Source organism: Paenibacillus silagei (assembly GCF_017874735.1).
GTDB classification, from domain to species: Bacteria; Bacillota; Bacilli; order Paenibacillales; family Paenibacillaceae; genus Paenibacillus_AQ; species Paenibacillus_AQ silagei.
Map to the genome: position 1 here is coordinate 1 of NZ_JAGGLV010000010.1, position 15,273 is coordinate 15,273.

The 15,273-nt window shown below is 49.2% G+C and carries 11 protein-coding genes; 9 read left to right on the plus strand and 2 right to left on the minus strand.

What is annotated here, in order from left to right:
* Positions 1–223: 223 nt before the first annotated feature.
* The gene (locus tag J2Z70_RS15945; RefSeq protein ID WP_036727667.1) at positions 224–574 is read left to right on the plus strand and encodes a hypothetical protein; all 351 of its coding nucleotides are present in this window, start codon (positions 224–226) and stop codon (positions 572–574) included.
* A 21-nt stretch (positions 575–595) separates the two neighbouring features.
* Here J2Z70_RS15945 and J2Z70_RS15950 read toward each other — a convergent pair whose 3' ends face one another.
* The gene (locus J2Z70_RS15950; protein ID WP_036727669.1) at positions 596–1,042 is read right to left on the minus strand and encodes a GNAT family N-acetyltransferase; all 447 of its coding nucleotides are present in this window, start codon (positions 1,040–1,042) and stop codon (positions 596–598) included.
* 621 nt (positions 1,043–1,663) lie between these two features.
* Between J2Z70_RS15950 and ilvB the strand changes: the two genes are divergently transcribed.
* The 5 genes from ilvB to J2Z70_RS15975 all read left to right on the plus strand — a co-directional run bounded on the left by ilvB (position 1,664) and on the right by J2Z70_RS15975 (position 12,080).
* The gene (gene ilvB, locus J2Z70_RS15955) at positions 1,664–3,415 is read left to right on the plus strand and encodes a biosynthetic-type acetolactate synthase large subunit (protein ID WP_036727670.1); all 1,752 of its coding nucleotides are present in this window, start codon (positions 1,664–1,666) and stop codon (positions 3,413–3,415) included.
* Positions 3,416–3,420: 5 nt separating this feature from the next.
* Positions 3,421–3,900, plus strand: a complete 480-nt coding sequence (ilvN, locus tag J2Z70_RS15960) for an acetolactate synthase small subunit (RefSeq protein WP_036727931.1) — start codon at positions 3,421–3,423, stop codon at positions 3,898–3,900.
* 205 nt (positions 3,901–4,105) lie between these two features.
* Entirely contained in the window at positions 4,106–5,098 is a 993-nt protein-coding gene (ilvC, locus tag J2Z70_RS15965) for a ketol-acid reductoisomerase (RefSeq protein WP_036727672.1), read from the plus strand.
* Positions 5,099–5,206: 108 nt separating this feature from the next.
* Positions 5,207–6,748: a 2-isopropylmalate synthase gene (locus J2Z70_RS15970; RefSeq protein ID WP_036727673.1), complete on the plus strand. Its 1,542-nt coding sequence runs from the start codon at positions 5,207–5,209 to the stop codon at positions 6,746–6,748.
* Between the two features lie 463 nt (positions 6,749–7,211).
* The gene (locus J2Z70_RS15975; protein ID WP_209874746.1) at positions 7,212–12,080 is read left to right on the plus strand and encodes a SpaA isopeptide-forming pilin-related protein; all 4,869 of its coding nucleotides are present in this window, start codon (positions 7,212–7,214) and stop codon (positions 12,078–12,080) included.
* A gap of 156 nt (positions 12,081–12,236) precedes the next feature.
* Here J2Z70_RS15975 and J2Z70_RS15980 read toward each other — a convergent pair whose 3' ends face one another.
* Positions 12,237–13,385, minus strand: coding sequence for a response regulator (locus J2Z70_RS15980; RefSeq protein WP_209874748.1), 1,149 nt, complete (start codon positions 13,383–13,385; stop codon positions 12,237–12,239).
* 309 nt (positions 13,386–13,694) lie between these two features.
* On the opposite strand from J2Z70_RS15980, the gene J2Z70_RS15985 reads away from it, so the two are divergent.
* The 3 genes from J2Z70_RS15985 to J2Z70_RS15995 all read left to right on the plus strand — a co-directional run bounded on the left by J2Z70_RS15985 (position 13,695) and on the right by J2Z70_RS15995 (position 15,263).
* The gene (locus tag J2Z70_RS15985) at positions 13,695–14,237 is read left to right on the plus strand and encodes an RNA polymerase sigma factor (RefSeq protein WP_036727677.1); all 543 of its coding nucleotides are present in this window, start codon (positions 13,695–13,697) and stop codon (positions 14,235–14,237) included.
* The gene (locus J2Z70_RS15990) at positions 14,234–14,704 is read left to right on the plus strand and encodes a zf-HC2 domain-containing protein (protein WP_209874751.1); all 471 of its coding nucleotides are present in this window, start codon (positions 14,234–14,236) and stop codon (positions 14,702–14,704) included. The genes J2Z70_RS15985 and J2Z70_RS15990 overlap by 4 nt, the downstream gene beginning before the upstream one ends.
* A gap of 61 nt (positions 14,705–14,765) precedes the next feature.
* On the plus strand, positions 14,766–15,263 hold the full coding sequence (locus J2Z70_RS15995) for a hypothetical protein (protein ID WP_209874754.1): 498 nt from the start codon (positions 14,766–14,768) through the stop codon (positions 15,261–15,263).
* Positions 15,264–15,273: the final 10 nt, after the last annotated feature.

Consider the following 15,273-nt stretch of genomic DNA (forward strand, 5'->3'; position numbering starts at 1 on the left):
GAAAAAGACGACGTCCATTCGGAGGACCGAATAGCGTCGTCTTTTTGATACGTTTTTTTACTTTTTCTAAGAACGGCTAGTTTTTCAGGAGCCTCGTGGGGGGGGGGTTGTAATCATTGCAGGCAGCAGCTGCGGATACTTTCAGCCCGGAGGCGGGCAGATGTACAGGCAAATACCGGGTGAGGCGAATAGAGTGTTAAGAAACAAATACAGGAGGGATATTATGGCACACCCGGTTACGAAGCAACAAGTGATCAAGCTGATAGGCAAACATATCGTGGCGGTAAAAAAAGACGGGTCCAAAGTGACGGGCAAACTGATCCGCATCTCAGGCAACCGGTTGATTCTGCAGCGTATCAGTGGTAAAAAAGTACAAACCAAGGCACTGATTCCGCTCGTATTGTTTGATTTGCTGGCCATTGGTACGGCTCCTTACGGTTATGGCGGAGGCTACGGGTATGGCGGTGCTCCTTACGGGGGCGGTTATGGTTATGGCCATGGTCCAGTTCCCGGCCCTTATGGCGGCTACGGCCCAGGTCCTGGTTATGGAATTCCGCCGATCGGATTCTTTTAAGCCATATAACTTGCTGCTTTATCAGCGGAACTGTTTCTCAAGCTCATAGCAGTAGTTTTGCGGTTGATAACGGGCTACGCTGTAGCCCAGTTTTTCATAAAAGTTCAGACCGGCGGTATTTCCGGTATCTACAGAGACCTTTGCTCTGTGGCATGCACGGGATAGTGCAAACCGCTCCGCCCTGTCCATAAGCATATTTCCGTATCGCTTACGCCTTGCATCCGGGGCAATGGCGAGCATATCAATGTATAATAAATCGCCATGCAGCAGAAAATGCACGAACCCCAGCGGATCACTGTCGTAGTCGGGACAAGCAACAAGTGTGACTCCCTGTCCCAGGCGGCGGGGCAGATCCTTCCTGACCTGATTAATGATTGTCTGCGGAAGATGGGATAACGGGACAAGCTGCTTTTCAATTAAGTCATAAATAATCGTGTCATCCTGCCTGGGTCTGCGGTAACGAATCATAAATATTGCCCCCTTTCCACGCATTGTCGTACATCATATGCCCCGGGCGGTGTGGGCGTTCCGGCAAGAATAGAACAAGATTTTATGAACAATTTAATGTATAACCCGCAGATGGGTATTGACTAACCGTGTGAGGAATCATATAATGTGTCTAAACATTTAACGAGCATACATGTATCGGCAATGATGAGGACGAAGTTTTAAGGGCTCTTTTGTTCAGAGAGTGAGAGGAATTGCTGCAACCTCCACCAGAATCCCTTATATACGAGCTCACCTCGGAGCTGTTTCCCTGAAAGGTCCACCAGCAGGAGCGGTGGAATTATTAGGGGGAATCGTTTGGTCCGCGTTAGGGACTTCAGGTTACGAAGATTTGGGCCCTGCCTACATCGATGGATTTTTGTATACCTGATAAGGCATATCATCGTGAGATGTTATGCAAACATGGGTGGTACCACGGAAGCTAAACCTTTCGTCCCTCACGCGCTTCTTCTGCGCGTGGGAGGCGAAAGGTTTTTTTGTTGAAACAGGAAAGATTTAAGCCTGTTCGCTAATATTAAAGGTTGGATACTGACGTCTTGTCATTTGAATAATGTATGTGAACGATCGAAGGGAGGAATACTGATGAGCGCGCAATTACCGGAAGAAGTGCGGTCGATAGAGCAGTTACGTGAGAAATGGAAAAATCCAGAGGTGGTTTCGGGTTCCGAAGTCCTCCTGCGCAGTCTTGTACTGGAAGGTGTAGATACTGTATTTGGATATCCCGGCGGGGCTGTACTCTATATCTATGATGCTCTTTATGGATTCGACGATTTCAATCATATTCTGACACGCCATGAGCAGGGAGCGATCCATGCGGCTGACGGGTACGCAAGAGCGAGCGGTAAAGTGGGCGTATGTATTGCCACTTCAGGCCCCGGGGCAACCAATCTGGTAACGGGAATCGCTACAGCTTTTATGGATTCGGTTCCGCTGGTGGTCATTACCGGTAACGTATTCTCCAGCCTGATTGGCACAGATGCTTTTCAGGAAGCGGATATTACCGGGATAACGATGCCGATTACGAAGCACAGCTATCTGGTGCGGGATGTTGAGGATCTGCCTCGAATTATTCATGAAGCCTTCCATATTGCGAATACGGGACGTAAAGGTCCGGTACTGATCGATATACCGAAGGATGTATCGGCGGCGATGACATTGTTCACTCCGGCAGAACACCAGGGAGTTAACCTTCGCGGCTACAATCCGCGCACGGTTCCCAATAAGCTGCAGCTCGATAAGCTTGTGAAGGCTATTGAGGCGGCGGAGCGTCCGATTATTATTGCAGGCGGCGGAGTCATCTACTCTGGAGCACATGAGTCCATGTATGAATTCGTGAAGCGCACGGAGATTCCAATCACTACTACATTGCTGGGACTGGGGTGTTACCCGAGCGGCGAAGAGTTGTGGATGGGAATGCCGGGAATGCATGGCACATACACAGCGAATAATGCCATTCAGCAATGCGATCTGCTGATAAACATCGGTGCCCGGTTCGATGACCGCGTAACCGGCAAGCTGGACGGCTTCGCTCCCAAAGCGAAGATCGTGCATATCGATATTGATCCGGCCGAGATCGGCAAGAATGTAGCAACTGATATTCCTATTGTGGGCGATGTTAAGACGGTTCTGGAAATGCTGATCCCGGATGTGAAGCGTGCCTCGAAGGCCGACGCCTGGAGAACACAGATTGCCCAGTGGAAGCTGGACCAGCCGTACCGGTACAAGGATTCGGAGACGGAGCTGAAGCCGCAGTGGGTCATCCAGATGATCAATGACACCACCAAAGGTGAAGCTATTGTGACGACTGACGTAGGCCAGCATCAGATGTGGGCTGCTCAATATTACAAGTTCAACCATCCGCGTTCATGGATTACTTCGGGGGGCCTTGGAACAATGGGCTTCGGATTCCCGTCAGCGATCGGGGCGCAAATGGCCCATCCGCAGCGGCTCGTAGTCTCTATTAATGGTGATGGCGGCATGCAGATGTGTTCCCAGGAGCTTGCGATCTGTGCGATCAATAAGATTCCGGTCAAGATCGTTGTGATTAACAATCAGGTACTCGGAATGGTTCGTCAGTGGCAGAACCTGATCTATGAGAAGCGTTACAGCTATACCGATCTGGCCGGCAGCCCGGACTTTGTGAAGCTGGCTGAGGCTTACGGTGTGAAGGGCCTGCGGGCAACGAACAAGGAAGAAGCCAGCGCCGCCTGGAAAGAAGCCATGGAAACACCTGGACCTGTCCTGGTAGAATTCGTTGTCCCCAAAGACGAGAATGTCTACCCGATGGTAACCCAAGGGTCTACCATTGATCAAATGCTGATGGGGGATGAATAACAGTGATGAGACATACGATTGCTGTGCTTGTGAATGACCAGCCTGGCGTGCTGCAGCGGGTATCCGGATTATTTGGCCGCCGGGGGTTCAATATTGAGAGTATTACTGTTGGGCAATCCGAAGAGGTCGGATTGTCCCGGATGGTCATTGTAACGTTAGGTGATCAGCATACTCTGGAGCAGATTGAGAAGCAGCTCTACAAGCTGATTGATGTAATTAAGGTAGTTGATCTGGGTTCAAAGCCTATGGTTGCCCGTGAGCTGGCGCTCATTAAGGTCAAGGCTGAGCCCTCTGAGCGGCCTGAGATTATGGGCGTAGTCGAGACCTTTCGTGCCTCGGTAGTAGATATCGGTACGGCAAGCCTGCTGGTGCAGGTAGTCGGAGAAACCACCAAAATTGATGCAATGATTGAGCTGCTGAAGCCTTATGGCATTAAGGAGCTGTCCCGGACAGGAGTAACGGCAATGATCCGCGGGAATGCCTAATCGTCACATTTTACAGCTTTAACGAATTGCTGCTTGCGTGCATTAATTTAATTAAGACATTCATTTAATTAAGATTAGGACAGACTTTGCCCGCTAAAGAGCGGGGGCTTGAGGAGCACGCTATAATAGAGTAAGCCTAACAGGAGTGTGCTCTTGAAGCACCCGCTCTTTACGATGGGTCCCAAATCAAAGGAGGATTTTGACAATGGCAGTTACAACGTACTATGAACAGGATGCAGAGCTTAGCGTATTGAAGGGAAAGACAATTGCAGTAATCGGGTACGGTAGCCAAGGACATGCCCAGGCACAGAACCTGCGTGACAGTGGTCTTCAGGTGGTTATCGGTCTGCGTGAAGGTAAATCTTTTGAAACTGCCAAGAATGACGGCTTTGAAGTATTGTCTGTAGCAGAAGCAGTATCCCGTGCAGATGTGGTGCAAATCCTCATGCCGGACGAAACTCAGGCATCTGTATATAAGAATGATATCGAACCGAACCTCAAGAATGGCGCGGCTCTGATGTTCTCCCACGGTTTCAACGTGCATTTTGGACAAATCGTAGCTCCTAAGGATGCGGATGTGCTGTTGGTAGCTCCTAAATCTCCTGGACACATGGTTCGCCGCACTTATGTTGAAGGCTTCGGCGTTCCCGGCCTGATCGCTATTGAACAGGATGCAACCGGCAATGCCAAGGCTATTGGTCTGGCGTATGCCAAAGGCATCGGCTGTACCCGTGCCGGAGTCATCGAAACCTCCTTCCGTGAAGAGACAGAAACGGATCTGTTCGGTGAACAGGCTGTTCTCTGCGGCGGTGTGTCCGAACTGATTAAGGCTGGTTTCGAGACATTGACTGAAGCCGGATATGCGCCTGAGATGGCTTACTTCGAGTGCTTGCATGAGCTGAAGCTGATCGTTGACATGGTATATGAAGGCGGATTGTCCAGCATGCGCGATTCCATCAGTAACACAGCGGAATACGGTGACTATGTAACTGGACCACGCATCATTACTGCTGAGACTAAGAAAGCTATGAAAGAAGTACTATCTGATATTCAACAGGGTAAATTCGCCCGCGACTTTATCCTTGAGAACCAATCCGGCCGTGCCTTCCTGACCGCTACCCGCCGCAATGAAGCCGCTCATCCGGTAGAAGTGGTTGGCAGCCAGCTGCGTGAAATGATGCACTGGATTAAGAAATAAAATCATATACTTCAGAATACAAGTAACCATAGTGTGATTCTCAGATGCGGCCGTAATTTTGCGGGCCGCATTTGAGGGTTTATGGACAATCTTCAGGAGGTGCTCAGCATGCGGAAAATTCATGTGTTCGACACGACACTGCGTGACGGGGAGCAGTCGCCGGGTGTGAACCTCAATACACGTGAGAAGGTAGAAATCGCTTACCAGCTGGAGAAGCTGGGAATTGACCGGATGGAGGCAGGCTTTCCAGCCGCTTCGCCAGGAGATCTGGCTGCGGTGAACGCAGTGGCCAGAGCGGTCAAGAACGTCACCGTAATCGGTCTGTCCCGTTCCAGAGAGAGCGATATTGATGCGGTCAAGGAAGCGCTGCAGGGGGCACAGGACCCATGCATTCATATTTTCCTGGCTACATCGCCGATACACCGTCAGCATAAGCTGCGCATGGAGAAGTCACAAGTGCTGGAAACGGCACAATCGGCGATCCGCTATGCCAAGAAGTATTTTCCCAAGCTGGAATTCTCCCTGGAGGACGCCGGCCGTACCGAGCGTGATTTCATGGCTGAAATGGTATCCATGGCGATCCGCGAGGGTGCGAATGTGGTGAATATTCCGGATACGGTCGGTTACCTGAATCCGGCGGAATACGGTGCCATCTTCAAATTCCTGAAGGATACGGTGCCGGATATCGAGCGGGTACAGCTTAGCGCCCATTGTCATAATGATCTGGGGATGGCTACTGCCAATACGCTGGCCGCCATTCAGAATGGCGCAGACCAGATTGAGGGTACGATCAACGGGATCGGGGAACGTGCCGGCAATACAGCGATTGAAGAGGTGGCTCTGGCGCTTGAGACCCGCAGTGAGTATTTCGGCGCGAAGACCTCTCTGGTCCTATCCGAAATCTCCCGTACCAGCCGCCTCGTCAGTAAGCTGACAGGGATGGTTGTGCCGGGGAACAAGGCGATTGTCGGCGCGAATGCCTTCGCCCATGAATCCGGGATTCATCAGGATGGCATGCTGAAGGAGAAGACGACCTACGAGATTATGACACCGGAAACCATCGGCCTCAAAGAAAGCAAGCTGGTGCTCGGCAAGCATTCGGGCCGTCACGCTTTCCGCGATAAGCTGAGTGATCTGGGCTATGACATCTCTGAGGAAGAGGTCAATGCCGCTTTTGCCAAGTTCAAGGATCTCGCAGATAAGAAAAAAGAAGTCTCAGACGAGGATATCCTTGCGCTTCTGGAAGAGAAGCTGATCGATACGCCGGAAACCTTCAGCCTGCAGACGATCTATGTTACGTATGGCAATGAGGCTACTCCAACCGCCAAGGTGATTATTCATGGCCAGGACCCGCAGCCGATTGTGGCGGTTGCCGAAGGCAACGGATCGGTAGATGCGATCTACAATGCCATTGACCAGGCTACAGGGGAAGAAGTCACACTTGGTGATTATTCGATCAAAGCCGTCAGCAGAGGGAAGGATGCTCAGGGTGAGGTGCATGTCGTGCTCTCGCAAGGCGAGGTGGCTGCACAGGGCCGCGGACTTAGCACCGATATTCTGGAAGCAAGTGCCAGAGCCTATCTGGATGCACTGAACAAGTTGATTGAGAAGCGCAAGACCTACACCAAGCGGGAGCATGCCAATCTATAATTTAACTATTTAAAAGAAGCTTCACCGGACCAGTTCATTTTGTCCGGGGAGGCTTCTTTTTTTTGTTCAATAATCTGCTGAAATTTTTTTGACGCTGAGCATTCCGGGGTAGAATCCAGCTGAAGGGGATTTGAAACAAGTTTTAAATGAAAAGAATGAACAAGATGAGTCGGAAAAATGAAAAATAGTTCATAATCCAGGGTGGATTCCACATTATCAGCGTTTGAAACCACTTTTTTGTCGATAAAAATATTTTATTTTTAAGTTATCTATGATTTATCTCATAATCTGTTCAGAAATTGTTCAGAGGCGGCAAGTAAAGTTACGGAAGTACAGTACAAGCGAAATCGAAGGCCCACATACATATTAGTGACAGGGGGACGATCGGGAAGAAGCAGGCCGGAACGGGTAATTGCGACGCTGGAACAATCATTTTGCAGAAAGAGAGAGAGGTTATAATTACATGAAGAAAAAGACGATAGGCGCCTGGTTGGTTGTTGTAATGCTGATTACACAGTTTGCCAACGGTTTCGGGTTCATGACGAAGGTTAAGGCGGATGGGACGGATAATATCATCACCAGTGTTACGATGGCTGTGTATGAGAATGGCACACAGGTCACGGATAGTGTGTATAAGCTTGATTCGGAGGTTAAAGTCGGGCTGACCTTCAAGCTTCCGGTAACGGACCCTGAGACTGGAGCGCATGGCTACAAGGGTGGAGATACGTTCGTGTATCAGTTGCCTTCCCAGTTAGCAATCGATAAAAATTACTCGGGAAAATTGTTCTACGACGGAGTGGAGTCGGGCAGTATCGGAGACTACACAGTAGGTACAGATAACAAAGTGGTGCTTACATTCAATAGTGAAATCGAAGGCTTATTTGATGTAGGCGGTACTTTCAATGTGACGTCCAAACTTAGCTCTACCAAAGTCACAGGAACCACGACTCAGGAGCTGTTATTCCCGATCGCCGGGAACCTGAATAATACGATTGTGATTAAAGTCCATCCTAAGGGCGGCACCAGCATTACCAAGGACGGAATTCCACAGCCGCAAAAATACAATCCGTCCAGTATCCTCTGGACCGTTGATGTAAACACGGTGCAGGACGAAGTATACAAAGCGGTCGTTACGGACTCCCTTCTGGCAGGCCTGGAGCTTGACCCAAGTTCAATTAAGGTCTACAAGCTTGCCGTGGATGTTCAAGGGAATGCATCTCAGGGAGCACAGATCGGTTTGGATCAATATGATGCTTCAGGCAGCACGGCAAGTAGCTTGAACGTGAAGTTTAATAATACGATTAAAGATGCGTATCGGGTGACATTCTCGACCAAGATTACAAATACATCGGCTAAAAATTTCACCAATACAGCTACACTTACGGGTGAAGGAATCGATAAGAGTTCTTCTAAGACGGTTGATATTGTGCGCGGAGCACCGTTGAAGAAAATTGCAACAGGAAACTTCGATCCCGTGACCGAAACAATTCCTTGGGAAATTCAATTCAACTATAACGTACAAACCATTACATCCGCGAATGCGGTGTTGCTGGATTATTTTAACGACTCCCAGGTGTTGGTTGAAGATTCAGTAGTGGTCTATAAGATCAAACTGGACCAGAATGGCAATGCTAGTGAAGACGGCACCCTAACTAAGGGAACGGATTATACAATTACTACTGCGACTTCGACCCCAGAAGGCAAGACCGGGTTCGAACTGAAATTTAATAATGATATCAACTCAGCTTACAAAATTGTCTATAAAACAAAGGTCAAAGACCGTGTATACGGTAATACAGAAACGATCCGTAATGATGTTACTTACAATGGTGAGACTAAAGGAGATCAACGGGATATTTTCCAGCAAATAGTCAAGAAAAATTTTGCCGATGTTGACTATTTGAATAAAACTGTAAAGTGGACCATTGAGGTAAACAAAGATGGTAGAGTGATGAACGATCTGGTGCTGAAGGATACCTTTGATAATGGCGGGTTGAAATTAAGCGAGCCGATCAATATCACTTTGACACCAGCTATGAACAGCGCAGATTATACGATTACACCAAACGGTTCGAATTATGCCAAGGGTGACGGGTTCACCATCACATTCTCTAAGCCGATCAATAAGCCGTTTACGGTGACGTATACAACCAGTTTTGACTATTACAAATTGCAGAGTGGTGCGACCAGCTTCAAGAACACCGCACAGCTTGATTGGAAGGATGCTAACGGCAAGGATCAAAGCATTAAGGGTGATGCAACCTTTGATCCGCGGTCTGAAGTCAAGAACAACGGTAATAAAACAGGTTCATACGATGTAAAGACCAAACAGCTTACTTGGACAGTAAGAGCCAACTATAATAAACGGGAGCTGGCTGCAGGAGCTACGCTGGTGGATACGATTCCCGCAGGTCAGAAAGCAACTAGCGTTACTGCAGTAGTGTATAAATTTGATTATGCTGCGGATGGAATCCCTGTTAAAGGTGCTTTGATAGACGCTTCGAAATACGATTTGACTGTCACAGACAAGCAACTTACAGTGAAATTCAAAGAGCAGGTTGATTATGCCTTCCAGGTGGTCTTCAGTACAGAGTTCATTGATGGTGATGTTAATAAAGGTACAGTTAAGAATACAGCCACCTTATATGACAAGGACAACGAACCGGTTTCTAAGCCTCTGGAAGCCACAGTAACGATTCCTAAGGGTGGAGAATATGTCGCCAAAGGGTTTACACAGGATAACAATGATCAGACTCTTCTGAACTGGAAAGTGGTCATCAACGCCAACCAGTCCGTTGTCAAAAACGTTAAACTGGTAGATGATCCTAGCTCGAATCAGGTGCTTTTGCCGGACAGCTTCCATCTCTACGTGACTACAGTGAATCAGAGCGGGGTAGCAGTAGACCCAACGTCTGGTAATGAATTGAAGAAGGATGTTGATTACACCCTCACTTTCAAGACCGGCACTGATGGTAAAGAAAGCTTCGAGCTTGTCTTCCTGAACCCGAACCCGATCAGCAAGCCGTACATTCTGACATATCAGACTGTTGTAACTGAAGCGGGAAATAATGTTCAACTGAAAAACGCGATCTCGTTTAGCGGTGATGGTGTAGAACAGATTACAAAACCTGTTACATCTGAAAAGACTATTAACATTGTAGACACATCCGGTACAGGTAGTGGTGTAAAAGGGTCGCTGGTTGTAACTAAGACTAATCAGGCCGGCGATGAAAAGCTTAAAGGCGCTGAGTTCGCACTCTCACGGGTGATTGGAACTGAACTGAAGGAGACTCAAAAACAGACTTCTGCAGAAGACGGAACTCTGACTTTTACAAATCTTAAGGCTGGTAAATATGTATTGAAAGAAACCAAAGCTCCGGCAGGCTACTCACTGGACAGCTCAGAGATTAAGGTAACAATTAATTCGTCCACAGCTGTGAAGCTGACCGTCAAGAATGATTTCTTCGGTTCACTCAAGCTGACCAAGATGGATGTGAATGATTCCTCCAAGAAGCTGGAAGACGCAGTATTCGAACTGTTCGACTCCAAGAACGCACTGGTGGGAACGAAAACAACCGATGCCAATGGTGAGCTGAAATTCACTAAGCTTAAGGGCGGGGAGTATACCCTGAAGGAGAAAACCGCTCCTGCCGGTTATATCCTGGATACCAAAGTCATTAATGTTACCATTGATCCATCACAAGAGAAAACTGTTACAGTGACTAACGCAATGATTCCTGCCGAAGTCTTCGGCTCGCTCAAGGTGACTAAGGTTGCTGAGCAGGATACCAGCAAGAAGCTGGAAGGCGCAGAGTTCGGATTGTATGATTCCACTAAGAAGCTAGTAGCAAGTGGCAAAACAGACGCTAACGGTGTATTGGAATTCAAATTGCTTAAGCTCGGAACTTACACGCTGAAGGAGCTTACTGCCCCTGCCGGTTATGTGCTGGATGCAACAGAGCAAAGCGTGACCATTGATTCCGGCGTACAGAAGGTGCTGTCGCCTATCACGAACAAACTGATTCCTGCCGAAGTCTTTGGCTCACTCAAAGTGACTAAGGTGGCTGAGGAGGATGCCAGCAAGAAGCTGGAAGGTGCAGAGTTCGGACTGTATGATTCCGCTAAGAAATTAGTGGCAAGTGGTAAAACAGACGTTAACGGCGTATTGGAATTCAAATCGCTGAAGCTCGGAACCTATACACTGAAGGAGCTTTCTGCCCCTGCCGGTTATGTTCTGAATGCAACAGAGCAAACTGTAACGATTGATTCCGGCGTACAGAAGGTACTCGCGCCAATTACGAACAAACTGATTCCGGTTGAAATCCTCGGCTCGCTCAAAGTTACGAAGGTTGCTGGGGAGGATACGAACAAAAAGCTTGCAGGAGCAGAGTTCGGATTGTATGATTCCGCCAAAAAATTGGTGGTAAGCGGAAAAACAGATTCAAATGGTGAACTGGTATTCACATCCCTGAAGCTGGGGAATTATATTCTGAAGGAAATTACAGCTCCGGAAGGTTATGTTCTGAGCGCAACAGAGCATCCTGTAACGATTGATTCCGGCGTGCAAAAGGTGCTCTTGCCAATTACTAACCAAAAGGTAACCACACCGCCGACAGAACAACCAGCAACACCGACACCAACACCGACACCAACGCCGGTGACACCAACAGCAACACCGACACCGACGCCAGTTACAGTACCAACATCAACACCAGTAACAACATCACCGCCGGTGTACTACACACCGACACCTGGACCATCAAGCATTCCTGGAGTTATCGGTACACCAACGCCGACACCGTCGGTAACGCCAGCACCAACGGGGACTCCGGCTGCTTCAAGTACGCCAGGAGTAACGGCAACACCACAGGTGACGCCAGCAGCAACACCGGCCCAGCCTGGAACGGTTAGCACTCCAACGCCGCAAGCCACACAGGTCACTACGATTGAGGAAGTGCCTATCGACGGCGAGATCCCGCTGGGAGGTATTCCTAGCATCGGCGAAGAGCCGGCGCATGGTACGGTAACTATTACACCGGATGGCAAATGGACGTATACTCCTGATCCAGGCTACACCGGCAAGGATAAATTCACGATTGTCGTAACAGATGAAGACGGCAATGAGGAAGAGATTACAATTGAAGTTGGAGTCGATGAAGTGCCTAAGGGCACGGTTACAGAACCAACTGACAAAGGCAACAACAGCGGACTTCCCGGCAAGCTTCCGCAGACCGGAGAAGAAAGTCCTCTCCCGCTGTATCTGACTGGCGGCGGATTGATTATTCTGGGAGCTGTACTGGCCAGAAGATTTAATGCCCGCAAGAAAATGTAGGAGAATGCACCTTAGCAGGTATTAACCAGCTAATATGGCAGCATACACAAAGACACCCGCAGCCTGCTGCGGGTGTCTTTGCTCTTATAAATATAAAGTCGCTGAAATCATACCGTCCCCTGAAAGGTCAGCATTGCCGTTTCTATTTACGGAGAATCACATGCTTCTGAGGTTAAGATGCTTCCATTCCTCATACCAGCGCTTAATACTCGCGGGCGGCTTCACGCCGAGCTCCCGCTTCAGTAAATCCGTCAGAATATGATATTGTTCCTCTACCGCTGAACGCTCTCCAATGCTGTCGTAGACCTTCATCAGCCCAAGATGCCCCTGTTCAAAATAAGGCTGGAGCTGCACCACTCTCTGGTACACGGTCACCGCTTCCGGTATCCGGCCGCTGCCGACATAGAATTCGGCGATATTCATTGCGTGATGCAGCCAGATGGTCCGCAGACGCTGCCGTTCCCCTTCCGCCCAGAGGTAATCGTAATCGTTCAGATAATCGCCGGAATAGAATTCGAACAACCGCTGATGTTCCTCATAGTTGTCTTTATTGATGGCATCCAGGGTAAGAATGCCCTTCTCCCATTCGTAGCTGTCTATCAGCAGGCTGCCGGTCTCCAGGGTGTAGCCTTCTCCTCCGCTGGCATTGCTGATCTGCAGATCGATCTCCGCCTGCTTCAGGCATTGCCGAACCTGATAAATCGTTGTATAAAGATGAGTGGAGGCCTTCTTGAGATTAAAATCGGGCCACAGCAGATCGGTTAGGGTATCTTTGCTTACGAACCGGTTGCGGTTATGAAATAAATAAGCGAATAATTCCTGTGCCTTGGAGGTGCGCCAGCGGATATTGGGCAGCGGCTGGCCGCCCCGTTCGAATCTTAAGGACTGGAAGCTGCGGATCATTACCGTTTGTGCAGGCTTGCGCGAATCCTCCTGTGCCTGGCTGAGACGCTCCTCCAGCCGCTCGATGGTCTTCAGCAGACGGCCCCGCTGTACAGGCTTAAGAACATAATCAAGCGCATAAAGCTCGAACGCCTCGATGGCGTAGCTGTTATGTGCAGTTACAAATACGATGCTTGCCTGCGGGCACAGCCTTTGCATGGCCTCCGCAGCCTGGACGCCATTCATTTCAGGCATATCAATGTCGAGGAAAATCACATCAGGGCGTAGCAGCGGCACTGCTTTGACCGCCTCGGAAGGATCAGTATAAGCAGCGATTATATTTATAGTTGTCAGTTCCTCCAGCATCATTTTCAGCTTCATAAGAGCAAGCCGTTCATCATCTACCAGCAAGGCCTGAATCATGTCTATCCCACCACTTCATTAAGGAATGTTGTCTTGTCATAGGCTGTTTAAGGATAATTCGACAAGGATGCGGGTTATCCTCCCTCTGAGCTTGCACTTGAGGCTGATTTTGAATAGAAATGCTGCTATTCTAAAATAATCAAGTGGAAACGGCTTTGCCGTCCTTTGAGGGGACGGTACCGTTTCAGCGAGAAAGATAAGGATAATTATAGCGCGAAGCATATAAATTCTTATCTTTTTAAAAAACTATGCAGGGGAACCTTAAAGTCAGACGTCTAACGTTATGTAGCTGAAGGAGGGAAGAAAGACTTGGAAGAGACGGAGTGGATCAGTGCTGTGCTAAGCGGGGAGCATCAGGCCTTCGGGAATCTGGTGACCCGTTATCAAGGCATGGTATATAGCGTATGCATCAAAATTACAGGAGAAGCCGAGTCTGCCAAGGATATGGCTCAGGAAGTCTTCATCAAAGCCTATAAAGCCCTTCCCACCTTCAGAGGACAATCTTCCTTCTCCACCTGGCTGTACCGGATTGCTTACCGCACCTGTCTGGACTGGAAACGGGCCAATGACCGGGAATGGCGGCACCGGAGTGCAGCAGATTACACTGAGAATGACTGGGTGACTTCACAGACACCTGAACAGGCAGTGCTTCGCAAGGAGGCTTCCCGGGAGCTGGGTGAGAACCTGAATAGTCTGGCGGAACCGTACCGGTCGGTTGTGCAGCTGTACTATTTTCAGCGCCACTCCTATCAGGAGATCGCGGAGCAAAAAGGAATTTCGGTTAAAACGGTTGAATCGCAGCTCTATCGGGCCAGACAGATGATGCGCAAAAGCGGGGAGGAATGGCGATGAATTGTTCAACAGTAAAAGAGTGGATGCCGCATTATATAGATGGACAGTTGTCACCTGAGGCCCAGCAGGCGATCTATCTGCATATCCAGACCTGTCCCGGCTGCGCGGAATGGCTGGAGGAGGCGCGGGAGCTTGCGGCGATGTGGAGCGAGATGGAAGCCGGGCTGGATGTTAACGGGCAGGAGCCCGTGTTGCCGCATGACTTCCCTGATTTGACCGGGGATGTTATGGCAAGGATCGGCCAGCTGGAGAACGGACGCAGAGAACGGATCGTGAAATCAACCATGTCCAGACGGCGTACGACCCGGGGAACCTCCTGGATGCATTACGGCGTGGCGGTCGGTCTGACGTTTCTCCTGCTGCAGCTTGGCGTATTTGAGAATTTGGCCTATGGCATCACTGAAATCAACGGGCACATGTCCACATCGGTCAGCTCCTGGTTCGGCCCGCAAGGTAACAATAAATAAATCCATAGCGGCTTCGCCGGTTATCTAATTTATTTCAACAAAACTTTTGGGAGGGTAACATATGATTAAGAAAAGACGCTGGCTCACGTTTCTCCTGGCTATGGTTCCGGGACTGGGCCACATGTATCTGGGCTTTAAAAAAATGGGTCTGGAGTATATGATTGGAGCATCGCTCTGTATTATATTCATTCCGTCCATGCCCGCCGTGTTTCCGTTCGCGCTTGCGGCGCTCTGGTTCTATCAATTATTCGATGCGCTGCAAAAGGCGGCTTGGATGAAGGTGTCAGCTGCCGAGCATGAGCGGATGATGTTTCATCCGGATAGCTTTGGAGCACCCTGGTCGATGGGAATGTCTGCGCCCCCGATGTATCCGCATGATGATGTGAATCCGGTGTGGGTGGGTATAGGGTGTGTGATCGCGGGCATCCTGCTGCTGCTCATCACCGCATTTCCTGCACTGTGGGAGCTCCTGAACGATATGAACATCGGAGCGATTCTGCTGTCGCTTGCCTTGATCGGGTATGGATTCAGAATGCTGAAGAATAATTCAAAAGTATAGTGAAATGGGG

What these genes read in the sequence shown, in the direction of transcription:
- J2Z70_RS15980 (WP_209874748.1), bottom strand. Translation starts at nt 13,385, where the DNA reads ATGATTCAGGCCTTGCTGGTAGATGATGAACGGCTTGCTCTTATGAAG.
- J2Z70_RS15995 (WP_209874754.1), top strand. Translation starts at nt 14,766, where the DNA reads ATGATTAAGAAAAGACGCTGGCTCACGTTTCTCCTGGCTATGGTTCCG.
- J2Z70_RS15990 (WP_209874751.1), top strand. Translation starts at nt 14,234, where the DNA reads ATGAATTGTTCAACAGTAAAAGAGTGGATGCCGCATTATATAGATGGA.
- J2Z70_RS15975 (WP_209874746.1), top strand. Translation starts at nt 7,212, where the DNA reads ATGAAGAAAAAGACGATAGGCGCCTGGTTGGTTGTTGTAATGCTGATT.
- ilvN (WP_036727931.1), top strand. Translation starts at nt 3,421, where the DNA reads ATGAGACATACGATTGCTGTGCTTGTGAATGACCAGCCTGGCGTGCTG.
- ilvB (WP_036727670.1), top strand. Translation starts at nt 1,664, where the DNA reads ATGAGCGCGCAATTACCGGAAGAAGTGCGGTCGATAGAGCAGTTACGT.
- J2Z70_RS15970 (WP_036727673.1), top strand. Translation starts at nt 5,207, where the DNA reads ATGCGGAAAATTCATGTGTTCGACACGACACTGCGTGACGGGGAGCAG.
- J2Z70_RS15950 (WP_036727669.1), bottom strand. Translation starts at nt 1,042, where the DNA reads ATGATTCGTTACCGCAGACCCAGGCAGGATGACACGATTATTTATGAC.
- ilvC (WP_036727672.1), top strand. Translation starts at nt 4,106, where the DNA reads ATGGCAGTTACAACGTACTATGAACAGGATGCAGAGCTTAGCGTATTG.
- J2Z70_RS15945 (WP_036727667.1), top strand. Translation starts at nt 224, where the DNA reads ATGGCACACCCGGTTACGAAGCAACAAGTGATCAAGCTGATAGGCAAA.